Below are 16409 nucleotides of genomic sequence, written 5' to 3' on the forward strand. Positions count from 1 at the left end.
TCGGGCGTCGGGACGAGCGGCCGGACCGGTCGTGCCTGACCGGCGCGGTGGAGACCCGGCACGGCCGGGAAGTGGCACGGCCGAGAATCGGCGCTCGCGGAGCGCTCCCCAGGAAGGAACAGCGTGACCCAGCAGGACCACGACGACCAGCACGACCAGGACGGTCAGCCCGACGGGCGGGCCGAACAGTCCCGGCAGCCCGATCAGGGTGGACCCCGCGACGATCCCAGGACCCCGAGTGAGCATGACCTCGACGTCCTCAGCCGACAGCTCGGACGCCCGGTGCGTGACGTCGTGGAGATCGGCGCGCGGTGCGTCTGCGGCAACCCGCTCGTCGCCACGACGGCACCCCGCCTCTCGAACGGCATCCCCTTCCCGACCACCTACTACCTCAGCCACCCCGTCGTGACAGCGGCGGTGTCCCGTCTCGAGGCCGAGGGTGTCATGACCGAGATGAGTGAGCGCCTCACCGCCGATGCCGGTCTCGCAGCGGGCCACCGGAAAGCGCATGCGGCGTACCTCGAGGCCCGGAACGACGTCGGGGCGCGGGCCGGGACCGGCGCGGTGCCCGAGATCGACGGGGTATCGGCCGGCGGCATGCCGACGCGCGTCAAATGCCTCCACGTGCTGGTGGGCCACGCGCTCGCCGCGGGGCCGGGAGTGAACCCCCTCGGGGACGAGGCGATCGAGCGGATCGCCCCGTGGTGGACACGGGAGCGATGCTCCTGCGACGGTGCCTGGGACACCACCGGCCAGGCTCCCGACGCCGACCTCAGCAGGCACACCCGGACCCAGGGGCTGACCGCCGAGGAACTCGCCGCGAAGCGGGACGCCCGACGGCGCGGGGGAGCAGATGCGCCCGACACCACCCACACCCCCGACACGTCCGACGTACCCGGGACCATCGCACCCTCTGAGGAGACGTAATGCGCACAGCTGCCATCGACTGCGGGACCAACTCCATCCGGCTCCTGATCGCGGACATCGAGGACGGCGTGCTCACCGATGTCGTCAGGCTCATGCGGGTGGTCCGGCTCGGTGAGGGGGTGGATGCGACGGGGCGTCTCTCGGAGGCCGCACTCGAGCGCACCTTCACCGCTGCCGAGGAGTATGCGGCGCTGATCGAGCAGCACGGTGCGCCACCGGTGCGGTTCGTCGCCACCTCGGCCTCCCGTGACGCGGAGAACCGCCAGGTCTTCGTCGACGGCATCCGGGAGCGGCTCGGCGTGGAACCCGAGGTCATCACGGGCGACGAGGAGGCGCGGCTCTCCTTCGACGGAGCGGTCAGCGTCCTCGCGACGGCGGACGACGAGACGGTCCTGGTGATCGACCTCGGCGGCGGCAGCACGGAGTTCGTGGCCGGGACCGCAGGCGGCCTGATCGCGGCGCGCAGCACCGACATGGGCTGCGTCCGCTTCACCGAGCGCTTCCTCCAGGACGACCCGCCGACCGAGGCGCAGATCGCGTCGATGAGCACCGCGGTGGGCCTCCTCATGGACGAGGCAGCGGCACAGGTGCCCTTCGAGCGGATCACGAAGCTCGTCGGTGTGGCCGGGAGCGTCACGACGGTCACGGCGCATGCCCTCGACCTGCCCGCGTACGAGCCGGACTCGATCCACGGGGCGGAGCTGACGGTCGACGCCATCTCCACTGCCGCAGCGGACCTCCTGCACCTGGCGTGCGGGGACCGGGCGGCGCTTCCCTACATGCACCCCGGACGGGTGGACGTCATCGGTGCCGGCGCCCTCATCTGGATGTCCATCGTGCAGCGGGTGGCAGAGGCCACCTCCGGCCGCGTGTCGACGGCCGTCACCAGCGAGCACGACATCCTCGACGGGATCGCCCTGAGCGTCGCCGCGCGGGGCGTGTGACCTGATGGACACCCGGGCAGCCCGGGCGGCAGGCTCCGTCGTCCTGTCGTTCGCCCTGCTCCTGCCCGGAGCCGTGCAGGCCTCCGCCGACGACATCCGGGCCAAGGAGTACTGGCTCGAGGACTACGGCATCGCACAAGCCTGGAAGAGCACGCGAGGGGAGGGCGTCACCGTCGCCGTGATCGACAGTGGTGTCGACGGTACCCACCCCGACCTCGTGGGTGCGGTGGTGGGCGGGACGGACGCCTCGGGTGCCGGTGACCCCGGCGGGCAGCGCGGCCTCGGCGAGGTGCAGGGCCACGGGACCCTGGTCAGCACGCTCCTCGCCGGCCGCGGGCACACCGCTGCCACCGATCCCGACGTCCCGCGACCCGAGGGCTCCGGCGCTCCGACGGCCACCGCCGGAGCGGACGATGACCGGGACGACGCCGGCGGGGGTGCGGAGGATCCCGCGGCCCGTGCTCCGGAGACCCCGGCGCCCGGGCCCTTCGCCCAGTACGGCGAAGGTCCGGACGGTATCGTCGGCGTCGCGCCCGCAGCAGACCTGCTGGCGATCTCCCTGTGGATCGAGGGCCCCGGCAGCGGCCCCAACCCGGCGGGGATCCCGGTGGACGAGCAGGTGCCGAAGGCTGTCCACTGGGCGGTCGACAACGGGGCCGATGTCATCAACATGTCCCTGGGCAGTACCAGCACCGCGTGGCCCGAGAGCTGGGACGAGGCGTTCCTGTACGCCGAGCAGAACGACGTCGTCATCATCGCCGCCGCCGGGAACCGCGCCGGAGGACTGACGCAGGTCGGAGCGCCGGCGACGATCCCTGGTGTGCTCGCGGTGGCGGGACTCGACCGGGCGGGCCGCGCGAGCGCCGAGGCGTCGTCCGAGGGCATCAGCATCGCCGTCGCGGCCCCGTCAGAGAACCTCGTGGGAGGGCTGCCGGGCGGGCTGTACGCCGACTGGTCCGGGACATCGGGGGCCGCCCCGCTGGTGTCCGGGGTCGCCGCCCTCATCCGCTCGCGGTACCCCGAGCTGTCGGCTGCGGAGGTGGTCAACCGGATCGTCGACACGGCGCGGGACGCCGGCGAGCCCGGCTTCGACACGCTGTACGGCTACGGCGTCCTGGACGTCGCGGCGGCGGTCGGCGAGGACATCACGGTGCCCCAGGAGAGCCGCCTCGGCACCATGGCCGACTGGATCGAGCTGTACCGGCGCCACAATCTGACGCCCACTGCGCCACCTGCCCCACCGAGCGAGGAGCCGGCCGAGGTCATCCCCGCCCCGGCGCCTCCGCAGGCGCAGGACCCGCTGCGTCCGATGCACGATGTACCGGCCCTGGTCGTCCTGGGTTACGGCGGGCTGGCGCTCGCCGTACTGCTCGCCGGGGCCCTGCACGTGACCCGCGTCCGACGGCGCCAGGCCGCCCTCCCGGAGGAGGTCGCCGATGACGCCGAGCCGGGCGGATCGGCGGCGAACGAGCGGGCCGACCGGGGAGTTCCGGAGGCACCCGCGAGCTAGTGAAGATTTTCACAAAGTCCGGTAGCATCGAGGAATGGCATCGAATCCACATTTCTCCGACCGCCCGCGCATCCTCGTCGTCGGTGGCGGTTACGTAGGCCTCTACGTCGCGCACAGGCTCCAGAAGCAGGTCAAGAACCACGGCGGCATCGTCACGCTGGTCGACCCCCTTCCCTACATGACGTACCAGCCCTTCCTCCCCGAGGTCGCGGCCGGCAGCATCGAGCCACGCCATGCGATCGTCTCGCACCGCAAGCACCTGAAGAAGACGGAGTTGATCTCCGGCAAGGTCACCTCGATCAACCACGCGGGCCGCACGGCCACCATCGCCCCGACGGGCGACGGTGAGCCCTTCGAGCTGGCCTACACGGACGTCGTCGTCGCCGCCGGCTCCATCACCCGCACTTTCCCCATCGACGGTCTCAAGGACCAGGGCATCGGGCTCAAGACCATCGAGGAAGCCGTCGCCCTGCGCAACCGCATGTTCGAGCGCATCGAGACCGCCTCCGTCCTCCCCGAGGGCCCCGAGCGGGACCGTGCGCTCACGTTCGTCGTCGTCGGCGGTGGGTTCGCCGGTATCGAGACCATCACCGAGATGGAGGACGCCGCACGCGACGCGGTGAAGGCCAACGCCCGGCTCGACCGGTCGGACCTCCGCTTCGTCCTCGTCGAGGCCATGGGACGCATCATGCCCGAGGTCACCGCCGAGCAGGCGGAGTGGGTCGTCGGCCACCTCCGCTCCCGCCAGATCGAGGTCCTCCTCAACACCTCGCTCTCCAGCGCGGTCGACGGCACCCTGAAGCTCATCAACATGCCGGACAAGACCCCGGCCGACCAGTTCGAGACCGACACCCTGATCTGGACCGCAGGTGTCCAGGCCAGCCCGGTGGTGCGCTCCACCGACTTCCCCGTCGACGAGCGCGGTCGCGTCCGCGCCATTCCCGAGCTGCGCATCACCGGCGACGACGGACCCATCGACCATGCATGGACCGCCGGTGACGTCGCGGCGGTGCCCGATCTCACGGGTGGGGGAGTGGGGGGCTTCTGCGTCCCCAACGCCCAGCACGCCGTGCGCCAGGCGAAGCTGCTCGCCGCCAACATCCTCGCCGCCAACTACGGCATCGGCGAGGTCAAGGAATACCGCCACACCAACCTCGGCGCGGTCGCGGGCTTCGGCCAGTTCAAGGGTGTCGCGAACATCATGGGCTTCGGCTTGAAGGGCTTCCCGGCCTGGCTGGCGCACCGTGGGTACCACGGCTTCGCCATGCCGATGTACGAGCGGAAGGCGCGCGTCATCATCAACTGGAGCATGAGCTTCCTCTTCGGTCGCGACCTCGCCCCGATCTCGGACCTGCAGGAGCCGAGGCGTCAGTTCCGCGAAGCGGCCACCCCGCCGCCGAAGAAGGACACCGCCCTGCAGAGCCAGCCTCCGACGCCCGCCGGCAAGGCCGCTTCGGCGAAGGCCTCCGCCTGACGCACGGCCTGAGTACCCCTGCATGAAGCGACGGCGGCTCCCCCGAGGGGCCGCCGTCGCCGTGTCCGCCGATCGCCGTGCACGCCTGATCGGCGCCGCCCGGCCGGCCGTCCTCGCGGGGTAGGCTGATCCGGCGGCCGGCCCCAGTAGCCCAATGGCAGAGGCAGCAGACTTAAAATCTGTTCAGTCAGGGTTCGAGTCCCTGCTGGGGCACCGGAGGCTCCTCCCGGGCCTGTAGGCGGGCGCCCCTCCATGGCGAGGCCTTGCACTCCGGCGGCGCCTACTGTCAAGAGTGCCGATCATCGCCTGTGACGAGCGTTACAAGGATGTAACCCGATTCGCTTACCTCAGACACAAATGTGGATTAGCTTTTCCTACAAGCCAGGAACACCTGGCGATCGCATCAAAGGCAGCAAGAGCCTTTCGGTCGAGGAGAACAATTCATGACTGCAACACGCAACTCCGCGCGGTTCGGCATCGGGGAGAATGCCCCGCGCGCGGCGAAGGTCGCTGCCCTGAGCCTGGGTATCGCGCTCTTCGCCTCAGGCTGCGGTGGCGGCGGGACCACGGGTTCCGAGGGTGAGGGTGGCGACACCGAGACCACCGCTGCGGCTGCCACATCGGCCCTGGCATGCCCCGAGAGCGAAGGCGGCACCGGCGAGGAGCAGGGCGAGAAGGGTGACCCTGCAGCCGTACCGGCCAGCACCACCACCAGCCCCACCCCGCTCAAGCTGGGCTCCATCCTGCCCACCACCGGAACGCTCGCGTTCCTCGGCCCGCCGGAGATCGCCGGCGTCAACCTCGCTGTCAACGAAGTCAACGAGGCAGGCGGCGTCCTCGGCCAGGACATCTCGATCACCCACCGCGATTCCGGTGACACCACGACGGACATCGCCACGCAGTCCGTCACGGACCTGCTGTCCCAGGACGTCAGCGCCATCATCGGTGCCGCGTCCTCCGGCGTCTCGAAGACCGTCATCAACCAGATCACCGGCGCGGGAGTCATCCAGTTCTCGCCCGCCAACACCTCGCCCGAGTTCACCGACTGGGACGATCAGGGACTGTACTTCCGTACGGCTCCCTCCGACGTCCTCCAGGGCCGCACGCTCGGCAACTACATCATGACCTGTGGTGCCCAGACCGTCGGCATGATCACCCTCAACGACTCCTACGGCACCGGTCTGCAGACCAACATCCAGGAGACCGTCGAGTCCGCCGGCGGCGAGGTCGTCGCGAACGAGATGTTCAACACCGGTGATTCGCAGTTCTCGAGCCAGGTGGACGCCATCGCGGCGGCCAAGCCCGACGCGATCGTCCTGATCAGCTTCGACGAGGCCAAGAGCATCATCCCGCTGCTGGTCGCCAAGGGCGTCGAGGCGAGCTCGATCTTCATGGTCGACGGCAACACCACCGACTACAGCAAGGACCTCGATCCCGGAACCCTCGAAGGGGCCCAGGGCACCATCCCCGGCCCGTTCACCGGTACCGGCTTCCAGGAGGCCCTGGCCACGGTCGACCCGGCCCTGACCAGCCTGGCCTACGCCGGGGAGAGCTACGACGCGGTCAACCTGATCTCGCTCGCAGCGGAAGCCGCCGGCAGCGTCGAGGGTGCCGAGATCGCCAAGCAGCTCGAGAGCGTGTCGAAGGACGGGACGAAGTGCTTCGACTTCGCCGGTTGTGTCACCCTGCTGCGCGGCGGCGAGGACATCGACTACGACGGCATCTCCGGACCGGTCTCCTTCGACGCGAAGGGTGATCCCACCGAGGCTGCCATCGGTATCTACAAGTACGATGCCGACAACGTCCCCCAGCCGAGCCGTTCCGAGGTCGGACAGCTCTAGGGTTCGCCCCGGGCACTGCCCCGGTCGTCGACAGCAGTACAGAGGCCCCGGCCGCTTCCGTGAAGCGGCCGGGGCCTCTGTCATGTCCTCGGGCAGTCAGGCGTCGCCCGGCGCACGCCTGGACAGGGCGTAGGAGGGTTCCCGCACCCGCCGGGCCCATTCATAGGTCCGGGCACCCGCGAGCGGGTGGAGGACGGCGTCGAAGCGCAGGTCCGTGTCCTCGGCAGCGGGGCCGAGGGTCAGCGTGAGTGTTCCGAAGTGCTGCCATGGGCCAAGCGGTGTCGCGAAGTAGAGGCCCAGGTGCCAGGGCGATGATCCCAGCGAGCGGCGGAAGGCGCGCAGGGACGAGGGAAGGCCCGCGGGGCCGACGGTACGGGCGCCGAGCAGGACGGGGCCGTCGTCGCCCCGATAGGGCATCATCGTGCCCAGCGGCGCCCGTGAGACGCTGAGCCGCGGGAGGAGCAGGTAGCGGCCCGGGACGGACCACCCCGTGGAGGACAGGAGGACGTCCGAGAACGTGGACGGTGCTGGACCCGGCTCGGGGTGATGCAACCGCAGGGCGAGCCCGATCACGTCCGGTAGCCCGTCGGGCGTTCCCGCGGAGCGGGAGATCCGGGCCGTCGCCGGGCTCCGGCCGGGCGCGTCGATCCAGGAGATACCGCTGCGGAGCCCGTGTACATGCACCATCACGTGCCCCTCGAGCCGGAGCCCCCTCGTATGGATGGGGCGATTCCTGCGCACCTGCTTGATGCCCCTGAAGAGGACCTCGAAGCCGGTGCCGATCGCGCTGCTGAAGATCCGTGCCATGTGCCGGGCGTCCCTCCCGAAGTGTCGCCTGTCGTCTCCTTCAACGTAGCGGGCCGGGAACGACGATGGGCGGGACCGTCTCCGGTCCCGCCCATCCTTGCCATCCGCCGCATCGTCCGCAAGCACCGGGCGTCCGGGGTTCCGTGACGCCCGCCCCGCCGGACGTCCCGCGGGGCGGCGACTCCCTGCCGTCAGGGTGTCGCCGTACCCCTCCGTTCCGCCCTAGGCGGTGTCGGCGAGTGTGCCGAGGTAGAGCTGGATGACCTTCGGGTCCTTCATGAGCTCGCGGCCCGTGCCCGTGTAGGCGTCCTTGCCCTGATCCAGGACGTACGCGCGGTCGCAGATCTGCAGGCACCGCCGGGCATTCTGCTCGACCATGATCACCGACACGCCCGCGCGGTTGATCTCGTGCACGCGGAGGAAGGTCTCGTCCTGCTTGACCGGGGACAGGCCGGCCGACGGTTCGTCGAGGAGCAGCACCGCCGGGTCCATCATCAGGGCCCTCCCCATCGCGACCATCTGGCGCTCGCCGCCGGAGAGCGACCCGGCGCGCTGGGCTCGCCGCTTGCCCAGCTCGGGGAACAGCCCTGCGACGAACTCGAAGCGCTCCTTGAAGTCCTTGGGCCGCTGGTACATGCCCATCTGGAGGTTCTCCTCGATGGTCAGGGTGGCGAAGACGTTGTTGTTCTGCGGCACGAAGCCCACGCCGCGGCTCACCAGCCGGTTCGCCTTCAGCCCGGTGAGATCCTGGCCGCGCACCACGACGGTGCCGGAGTGGACCTTGACGAGCCCGAACATCGCCTTGAGCAGCGTGGACTTCCCCGCGCCGTTCGGGCCGATGATGCCGATCAGCTCACCCCGGCGGGCCTCGATGCTGCAGCCGTTGAGGATGTTCACGCCCGGGAGGTAGCCGGCGACGAGGTCCGTGACCTTGACGACGGAGTCGCCCTCGAATTCTGCCTCGGTCATCGCTTCGTCTCCTCATCCGTGTGCGTGGATCCGGCGGCGTGCGCGCCGCCGACCTCGGTGACGCCGTGCCCGAGGATGCCCTCGTCCTCGGTGCCGACCACCGACTCGGCGTCGTGGGCCAGCTCCTCCTCCAGGCGCTCGATCCCGGTGGAGTCACCGAGGTCGACGTCGTGGTGGGCGCCCAGGTACGCGTCGATCACCGCCTGGTCCTTCATGACGATGTCCGGCGGCCCTTCCGCCACGACCTTGCCCTCGGCCATCACGACGACCCAGTCCGCGATGTGCCGGACCATGTGCATGTCGTGCTCGACGAAGAGGACGGTCATGCCCTCGGCCTTCAGGTTCTTGATGTGGTCCAGCAGCGACTGCGTCAGTGCCGGGTTGACGCCGGCCATCGGCTCGTCGAGCATCACGAGCCGCGGCCGGACCATCAGGGCCCGTGCCATCTCGAGGAGCTTGCGCTGGCCGCCGGAGAGCGAGGCCGCGTAGTCGTCGCGCTTGGTGTCGAGCTTGAACTTGGTCAGCAGGACCTCCGCCTGCTCGGTGATCTCGCGCTCACGTCCACCCCAGATGCCCTTGAAGAGCGCCCGGGCCAGGCTCTCGCCCGGCTGGTCCGTGGCGCCGAGCCGCATGTTCTCCATGACGGTGAGCTTGCCCATGACCTTGGTGAGCTGGAAGGTGCGCACCATGCCCATGCGGGCCACCTTGTGCGAGGCGACCTTGGCCAGCGGCTTGCCGTCGAACTCCCAGTCCCCGCTGTTGGGGACGTCGAAGCCGGTCAACAGGTTGAACAGCGTGGTCTTGCCGGCGCCGTTCGGACCGATGAGTGCGGTGATCTTGTGGCGGGGGATCTCGAGGTGCTCGACGTCGACCGCGTTGATCCCGCCGAAGCTCCGCGTGACGTTCCGTGCGATGACGATGGGATCCCGCTTGCGGCAGCCCGGACGGGTCTCCTCCTCGGTGATCGGCGAGGCGTCGGTCATGTAGTCGTGGCCGCCACCGACGGCGTCCACAGGGGCGTCGGCGGCGTGCGCGCCGGCGGGCTGGGTGCCACCGGCGGAGGGTCCGCCCGGTGCGGGATTGCCGTGCTCGTTGTCGGAGGTCATGCGAACGCCAACTCCTTCTTGTTACCCAGGACGCCCTGCGGCCTGAAGACCATGAGCAGCATCAGTGCCACACCCACGAGGATGTAGCGCAGCTGACCCGCCTGCGAGTTGGACAGGAACGTGATGGCGCCGATCTCGATGGCGCCGTACAGCAGCCCCTGCGTGAGGGAGAGGACCACCCAGAAGATCATCGCTCCGATGACCGGCCCGAGGACGGTGGCCATGCCGCCGAGGAGGAGGCAGGTGTAGAGGAAGAACGTCAGCTCCGTGGCGTAGTTGGCCGGCTGCACCGCGCCGCGCGGCAGGGTGAAGATGATGCCGGCCAGCGACCCGAGCACACCGCCGATGACGAGGGCCTGCATCTTGTAGGCGTACACGTTCTTGCCGAGCGAGCGGACCGCGTTCTCGTCCTCGCGGATGCCCTTGAGGACACGACCCCAGGGGCTCCGCATGAGGAGCCACACGACGAGGCACGCGACAATGACGACGGTCCAGCCGACGATGCGGATCCAGAGATCGCGCTCGTTCATGGCCAGGGGGCCGACGTTGTAGGTGCCCGGGGAGAACGGGTTGAGGGAGAAGAAGCCGCCCTCGAAGGCCGCGAGTCCGTTCGCGGAACCGGTCACGTCCGTGAGCCCGTTGGTGGTGACGATGTAGCGGATGATCTCCGCCGCGGCGATCGTGACGATGGCCAGGTAGTCCGCCCTGAGGCGCAGGGTCGGGATGCCGAGGACGATCGCGAAGACGACCGAGGCGAGGATCGCCACCAGGACCGCCACCGGGAGCGGCGCGTTGAACGTCAGCGTCGAGATCGCGTAGCCGTAGGCTCCGACGGCCATGAACCCGGCCTGCCCGAAGTTCAGGAGGCCCGAGTAGCCGAAGTGGACGGCGAGTCCGAGGGCCGCAAGGGCGTAGGCCGCCGTCGTCGGGCTGATCAGCTCGCCGAAGGCGTTGATGAGGATGTTTCCGAAGTCCATGAAGAGTCCCTAACCTATGCGCTCTCGGCGGCCGAGGATACCCTGCGGCCGGAACAGGAGAACGAGAATCAAGATCAGCAGCGCTCCGACGTACTTGAGGTCTGCCTCGAGCCAGATCGTGGAGATCTCCACGAAGAGGCCGACGATGATGGAGCCGACGAGGGCGCCGAAGACCGTCCCCAGGCCGCCGAGCGTGACGCCGGCGAAGATGAGCAGCAGGATCTGCTGGCCCATGTTGTAGGAGACACCCGGCCGGTAGTAGGCCCACAGGACGCCACCGAGCGCAGCCAGCATGCCGCCGATGACCCAGACGATCCTGATGACGCGGTCGACGTCGATACCCGATGCCGCGGCCAGGGCCGGGTTGTCGGCGACGGCGCGCGTGGCCTTGCCGATGCGCGTGCGCAGCAGCAGGAACGCCACGACCAGGATGATCACGAGGCTGACGACCAGCGACGTGAGGTTGTTGCGGGAGATGGACACCGAGCCGAGGTCGATGATCGGGCTCTGCGAACCCGGCAGCTGCTGCGTCGCACCGCCGAAGAAGAACTGGATGATGTACCGCAGGGCCAGGGCGAGGCCGATGCTGACGATCATCATCGGCACCAGGCCCGTCCCGCGCCGGCGCAACGGCTTCCAGAGCCCTGCATCCTGCACGTAGCCGAGAAGGCCTCCTCCGACGACCGCGAGGACGATCGACACCGCGATCGGCAGCCCCATCGCCGCGAAGGCGAAGGCGAGGACCGCACCGAGGGTGACCATCTCGCCGTGCGCGAAGTTGGTCAGTCCCGTGGTGCCGAAGATGAGGGAGAGGCCGACGGCGCTGAGTGCGAGGAGGAGACCGAAGCTGAAGCCCGCGAGGGCACGCTCGGCCAGCGTCTCGAGGAACGGCGTCTGCTGCGCGACGATGCCCTCGCCGAACAGGAACAGCGTCGAGGCGCTCGAGGTGTTGGCGAAGGTGACCTCACGCGGGTTCTCCTGGCCCTCCGCCAGGGCGATGCCCTCGGGCAGGGTCTCCTCGTCGATCGCCACCTCGTACGTCCCCTGCTCGGGTACGCCGATGCTCCAGGCACCGTTGGGACCGGACGTGGCCTCGCCGTCGAAGCCGTTGCCGGTCGCCGTCACGGTGACGTCCGCGATGGGGCCGTCGACGCCGCGCAGCACCCCGCTGATGCGATTGTCGAATTCCTGGGCCTGGACGCTCGTAGGGGTCTGCTGATGGACTGCCGTGGCGCTCATCGCGTGCGCGGGCGGGTGGGTGAACGCCTGCGCCGCGGGGGCGCCGACCAGCACGAGCAACAGGAGACCGAGCATCAGGAGCAACGACCTCCTGATCCGTGCAGGCGTCGATAGGGTGAACAAGATGGGAACCTCCACGGTGGGGGCAGACCCGGCGGCTGTGCACCGGGAGCAACAGTTGTGACGAGTGTCACGGACGTGGGGATCATGTTACTAGCGGCATGTTTCGGCAATTCGCAAAAGTGCCGGGACAAGGTAGCGATTCGGTAACGAAAGTTTTACCAAGGAGCCTTCCTGTTGTAATTCCGCAGCTCGACGGGAAGGCGTGCCGGTCGTCGAGGGAACAAAAAATGGGCCGGACCGTTGCCATTGGTAGGGTTGAACAACCACGCAGCCCCCTATTGGAGGACAAAGACACCATGGCACTTGGCGGTAATCCGGTCTTCAACGGAAAGACCTTCCGTTCCGCGACCCGAGGCAACCAGGCGGCAGGATTCGGCACCGCGACCTATGCCGGGCAGGCGGTCGCGAACCAGCAGCAGCTGGAGCACATGTACAACCAGCCGTCGGCGGGTCCGGCCCAGACCGGACGGATGACGTTCGACGACGTCATCGTGAAGACGCTGCTCTGCCTCGGCGTCGTCCTGGTCGGTGCGGCGATCCCAGCGTTCGTCCTGCCCGGGCTCGCGCTCCCCCTCATGGTGGTCGGAGCCCTCGGTGGATTCGTCCTCGGGCTCGTCAACGCCTTCAAGCGGGAGCCGTCTCCCGCGCTGATCATCGCGTACGCGGCCCTCGAGGGTCTCTTCGTCGGTGGCTTCACGATGTTCCTCGAGGCCCAGTTCCCCGGGATCGCGATGCAGGCCGTGCTCGGCACGCTCGTGGTCTTCGGCGTGACCCTCGCGCTGTTCAAGAGCGGCAAGGTCCGCGCGACCCCGAAGGCGATGAAGTTCTTCATGATCGCGATGATCAGCTACGCGCTGTTCTCGCTCGTGAACCTCGGGCTGATGCTGTTCAACGTCACCGACGATCCCTGGGGCCTTCGCGGCGCCGAGATCGCGGGGATCCCGGTCGGTGTGATCATCGGTCTCCTGGCCATCGGTCTGGCTGCCTTCTCCCTGATTATCGATTTCACCTCGATCAGTGAGGGCGTCCGTCAGGGCGCGCCGATGAAGTACTCCTGGACCGCTGCTTTCGGCCTGACCGTCACGCTGATCTGGCTGTACGTCGAGATCCTCCGCGTCCTCGCGATCCTCCGCGGCAGCGACTGAGGCTCACGCACCTGGCTCCGGGCAGATCCGGGGCCGAAGCGCTCTTCTACGACGAAGGACCCGCAACCGGAGGGTGCGGGTCCTTCGTCGTTCCCGGGCGGGATCCGACCGGGTCTGCTCTGCTCAGGCCACCCGCGCGGCGCCGGCGCCGGGAAGCACGCTGAAGATCACCGGGGACCGGAATCCGGCGGCGGAGAACGCACCTTCGACGGCGTCCCGGATGGCGGTGACGTCACCGACCCGCGCCAGCGCGATCGCCGCACCGCCGAAGCCGCCACCCGTCATGCGCGCCCCGATGGCTCCCGCGTCGAGCGCGGTGTCCACGGCGGTGTCGAGTTCGGCGCAGGAGATCTCGAAGTCGTCCCGCATCGATGCATGGCTCGCGATGAGGAGCGGGCCGATCTCCGCGGGTCCCTTCTCGCTGAGCACCCTCACGGTGTCCTCCACCCGGGCGTTCTCCGTCACGATGTGCCGGACGCGCCGGAACGTCTCCTCGTCCAGCAGCCCCGCGGCCTCCGCGAGGTCCTTGACGGACAGGTCCCGGAGCGCAGGGACTCCCATCAGCTCGGCGCCGAGTTCGCAGGAGCGGCGGCGGGCCGCATAGCCACCCGTCGAGTGCGAGTGGCTGACCCGGGTGTCGATGACCATGAGCTCCAGTCCGGCGCCCTCGAGGTCGAGCGGCACGAGCCGGGATTCGCCGGAGCGGCAATCGAGGAACACGGCATGCCCCGCCTCGCCGAGCAGCGATGCGGACTGGTCCATGATGCCGGTCGGCGCCCCCACCATGCGGTTCTCGGCGAGCTGCCCGATGCCCGCGAGTTCCCGCCGGGAGATGCCGGCGTGTGCGAGGTCATTGGCGGCGACGGCCACGGAGCACTCGAGGGCGGCCGAGGAGGACAGTCCGGCGCCCACCGGCACCGACGAGTCCACCAGGAGGTCCATGCCCTGGATCCGGTAGCCCGACTGCTCCATGGCCCACAGGACGCCGAGCGGGTAGGCGGCCCAGCCGTCCACGCCGCCTTCCTCGAGACTGTCGAGGTCCGCGGTCACGGGAGCCTCGTCCGGCGCGAAGGTCGAGGCGACGCGGACCAGGCGGTCGGTGCGCAGTGCCGCGGCGACGGTCGTCGAGTGGTTGATGGCGAAGGGGAGGACGAAGCCGTCGTTGTAGTCGGTGTGTTCGCCGATGACGTTGACGCGGCCGGGGGCGGCCCACAGGCCGTCCGGCTCCGTGCCGAACCGATCGGTGAAGGCAACTGCGAGGTCGTGCGGTGTGGAGGTCATGCCTGGTCCTTCCGAGCTGGTGCAGAGCGTGGTGCCGATACCTGAACCGGCGTGAGCGGCGTGGCTGCGCGGAGCGCGTCGGCGACCTTCTCGGGGGTCGTGTCGTTGATGAAGGCGCCCATCGCCGCCTCCGAGCCGGCGAGGAACTTGAGCTTGTCGGCAGCCCTGCGCGGCGAGGTCAGCTGCAGGTGCAGGTAGCTCGCGGGGCGGAGCACGTCATCGATCGGTGCCTGCTGCCAGGCGGCGATGTACGGCGTAGGAGTGGGGTAGAGGGCGTCGAGCCGGCCGAGCAGTTCGAGGTAGACGGTGGTGAGCTCGTCGCGCTCCTCGCCGGTGAGGCCGGCGATGTCCGCGACCTGGCGATGGGGGACCAGGTGCACCTCGAGGGGCCAGCGGGCCGCGAACGGCACGAAGGCGCTGAAGTGCTCTCCTTCGATCACCATGCGGTCACCGGATGCCCGCTCGGCCGCGAGGGCATGACCCATCAGGGTCTGCGTCCCGTCGGAAGCCTCGAAGAACGCGTGCGCCCGGGCGGCGAGTGTCGCCGCACGCGGCGGGATGAACGGGTAGGCGTAGATCTGGCCGTGCGGGTGGAGCAGGGTCACACCGATGTCGGCGCCGCGGTTCTCGAAGCAGAAGACCTGCTTGATGCCCGGCATCGCCGACAGGGCCTCCGTCCGGTGGGCCCAGGCGTCGATGACGGTCCTGGCCCGCTCGGGACTCAGCGACCCGAAGGACCCCTCGTGGGCCTGATCGAACGCGACGACCTCACACCGGCCGAAGGCCGTCGTCGTCGTACCCCATTCCGGTGCGTCCGGCAGGTGGCCGAGGTCGGGGCCGAAGGAGGAGAACCGGTTCTCGAACACCACCACCTCGTAGTCGGAGGCGGGGATCTCGGACAGGTTCGCGGGCGTCGTCGGGCACAGGGGGCACTGATCAGCGGGGGGCAGGTGCGTGCGCGACTGCCGGTGCGCGGCGACAGCGATCCACTCGCCGGACAGTGCGTCGAACCGGGCGGTGCCGGACGGGCCTCTCGGCGGGAGTCCGCGGGCATCGTGGACGGCGGCGGCGTCGCGGTGCCGCGCGGCGCTCTCCTCCCGCGCATCGAAGTAGATCAGCTCGCGCCCGTCGGACAGGCGGGTGGGGGTGATGTGGGTCATGGGCGTTCTTCCGGATCGGGGTCGGGGACGGGGTCGAAGAGGATGCGGGTCAGGGCGGTGTAGTCGTCACCGGGCGGATGGTCGGTGACGAGCACCGCGGCGGCGTTCAGCGGAGCCACGCGCGCGAGGCTCACGACGCCGATCTTGCTGGCGTCGGCGAGGACCACGAGTTCTCCGCAGGTCCGCGCGAACGCCTGGTTCGTGTCCGCCTCGGCGAGGTTGGGGGTGGTGATGCCGGAGGACGCGTCCACCCCGTGCGCCCCCATGAAGCAGAGGTCCGCCCGCAGGGAGGAGATGGCGCGCGTGGCGAGCGGACCGACGAGCGCCTTCGACGGCGTCAGCTGGCCACCCGAGAGCAGGACCTGAGGCCGGTCCCCGCCCGGCGCTCCGGCGTCGAGCCGGTGCAGTTCGTCCGCGAGCGGCAGCGAATTGGTGATGACGGTCAGACCTGGTACCCGGGCCAGGAGGGGTGCGAGGGCGTAGGTGGTACTGCCGCCCGTGATCGAGACCGTCATGCCCGGGCTCAGCAGGGACACGGCCGCCTCGGCGATCCGCTGCTTCGCCTCCCCGCCACGGGTCCTGTTGACGTCGAAGCCCGCCTCCACGGAACTCAGGCTCCCCGGGCGGACGGCTCCGCCGTGGACCCGGACGAGAGCGCCCCGCGCCTCGAGGACGTCGATGTCCCGCCGGACGGTCATCTCCGACACGCCGAGGTCGAGGGCCAGGCCGCTGACGCGGACCGCAGGACGCCGGACCAGCCGGTCGAGGATCATGGCGTGGCGTTCCGCTGCGAGCACGACTGTCCTCCCGTCCTTCTTCTCCCGATCATCCGAACGAGTCCGCACGGAAACGAACAAAACCTATCATGTGGCGTGACGCCACCACCAGAGCCGGGCGATCGGGATC

General features: G+C 69.5%; 14 protein-coding genes and 1 tRNA gene. 7 read left to right on the plus strand and 8 right to left on the minus strand.

Going from position 1 to position 16409, the window contains the following annotated elements; genetic code table 11:
- The first annotated feature begins 123 nt into the window (after window positions 1–123).
- The 6 genes from NVV32_RS04125 (at window position 124) to NVV32_RS04150 (ending at window position 6696) form a co-directional block, all read left to right on the plus strand.
- Window positions 124–927 (plus strand): DUF501 domain-containing protein, encoded by an 804-nt coding sequence (locus NVV32_RS04125; protein WP_422391479.1) that lies wholly within the window; start codon window positions 124–126, stop codon window positions 925–927.
- Entirely contained in the window at window positions 927–1871 is a 945-nt protein-coding gene (locus NVV32_RS04130; RefSeq protein ID WP_422391480.1) for an exopolyphosphatase, read from the plus strand. The genes NVV32_RS04125 and NVV32_RS04130 overlap by 1 nt, the downstream gene beginning before the upstream one ends.
- A 4-nt stretch (window positions 1872–1875) precedes the next feature.
- Entirely contained in the window at window positions 1876–3381 is a 1506-nt protein-coding gene (locus NVV32_RS04135) for a S8 family serine peptidase (RefSeq protein ID WP_422391481.1), read from the plus strand.
- A 34-nt stretch (window positions 3382–3415) separates the two neighbouring features.
- Window positions 3416–4855, plus strand: a complete 1440-nt coding sequence (locus tag NVV32_RS04140) for an NAD(P)/FAD-dependent oxidoreductase (RefSeq protein ID WP_422391482.1) — start codon at window positions 3416–3418, stop codon at window positions 4853–4855.
- Between the two features lie 140 nt (window positions 4856–4995).
- A tRNA-Leu gene (locus NVV32_RS04145) sits at window positions 4996–5068 on the plus strand.
- Between the two features lie 230 nt (window positions 5069–5298).
- Entirely contained in the window at window positions 5299–6696 is a 1398-nt protein-coding gene (locus NVV32_RS04150) for an ABC transporter substrate-binding protein (RefSeq protein WP_055770121.1), read from the plus strand.
- 96 nt (window positions 6697–6792) lie between these two features.
- Here the strand turns inward: NVV32_RS04150 and NVV32_RS04155 are convergent, their stop codons facing one another.
- The 5 genes from NVV32_RS04155 to NVV32_RS04175 form a co-directional block, all read right to left on the minus strand.
- On the minus strand, window positions 6793–7503 hold the full coding sequence (locus NVV32_RS04155) for a hypothetical protein (RefSeq protein ID WP_422391483.1): 711 nt from the start codon (window positions 7501–7503) through the stop codon (window positions 6793–6795).
- A 222-nt stretch (window positions 7504–7725) separates the two neighbouring features.
- Window positions 7726–8472 (minus strand): ABC transporter ATP-binding protein, encoded by a 747-nt coding sequence (locus tag NVV32_RS04160; protein WP_055770124.1) that lies wholly within the window; start codon window positions 8470–8472, stop codon window positions 7726–7728.
- Entirely contained in the window at window positions 8469–9455 is a 987-nt protein-coding gene (locus NVV32_RS04165; RefSeq protein WP_422391993.1) for an ABC transporter ATP-binding protein, read from the minus strand. The genes NVV32_RS04160 and NVV32_RS04165 overlap by 4 nt, the downstream gene beginning before the upstream one ends.
- 119 nt (window positions 9456–9574) lie before the next feature.
- Window positions 9575–10555, minus strand: a complete 981-nt coding sequence (locus NVV32_RS04170; protein WP_055770127.1) for a branched-chain amino acid ABC transporter permease — start codon at window positions 10553–10555, stop codon at window positions 9575–9577.
- 9 nt (window positions 10556–10564) lie between these two features.
- Window positions 10565–11869: a branched-chain amino acid ABC transporter permease gene (locus tag NVV32_RS04175; protein ID WP_082471469.1), complete on the minus strand. Its 1305-nt coding sequence runs from the start codon at window positions 11867–11869 to the stop codon at window positions 10565–10567.
- A gap of 344 nt (window positions 11870–12213) precedes the next feature.
- On the opposite strand from NVV32_RS04175, the gene NVV32_RS04180 reads away from it, so the two are divergent.
- Window positions 12214–13062, plus strand: a complete 849-nt coding sequence (locus tag NVV32_RS04180; RefSeq protein ID WP_422391484.1) for a Bax inhibitor-1/YccA family protein — start codon at window positions 12214–12216, stop codon at window positions 13060–13062.
- 123 nt (window positions 13063–13185) lie between these two features.
- Here the strand turns inward: NVV32_RS04180 and galK are convergent, their stop codons facing one another.
- Genes galK through NVV32_RS04195 form a run of 3 tightly spaced genes read right to left on the minus strand, consistent with a single transcriptional unit; the run spans window position 13186 to window position 16300 of the window.
- A complete protein-coding gene (galK, locus tag NVV32_RS04185; protein ID WP_055770133.1) occupies window positions 13186–14343 on the minus strand; it encodes a galactokinase in 1158 nt (385 codons plus the stop codon).
- Window positions 14340–15503 carry a galactose-1-phosphate uridylyltransferase gene (gene galT / locus NVV32_RS04190; RefSeq protein ID WP_422391485.1) on the minus strand — a complete coding sequence of 388 codons (1164 nt, stop codon included), beginning with the start codon at window positions 15501–15503 and terminating at the stop codon, window positions 14340–14342. Before galT ends, galK begins: the two co-directional genes overlap by 4 nt.
- Window positions 15500–16300, minus strand: coding sequence for a DeoR/GlpR family DNA-binding transcription regulator (locus NVV32_RS04195; protein WP_422391486.1), 801 nt, complete (start codon window positions 16298–16300; stop codon window positions 15500–15502). Before NVV32_RS04195 ends, galT begins: the two co-directional genes overlap by 4 nt.
- Window positions 16301–16409 lie beyond the last annotated feature (109 nt).

This window comes from Arthrobacter sp. N1 (genome assembly GCF_048288285.1).
Taxonomy (GTDB): Bacteria; Actinomycetota; Actinomycetes; order Actinomycetales; family Micrococcaceae; genus Arthrobacter_D.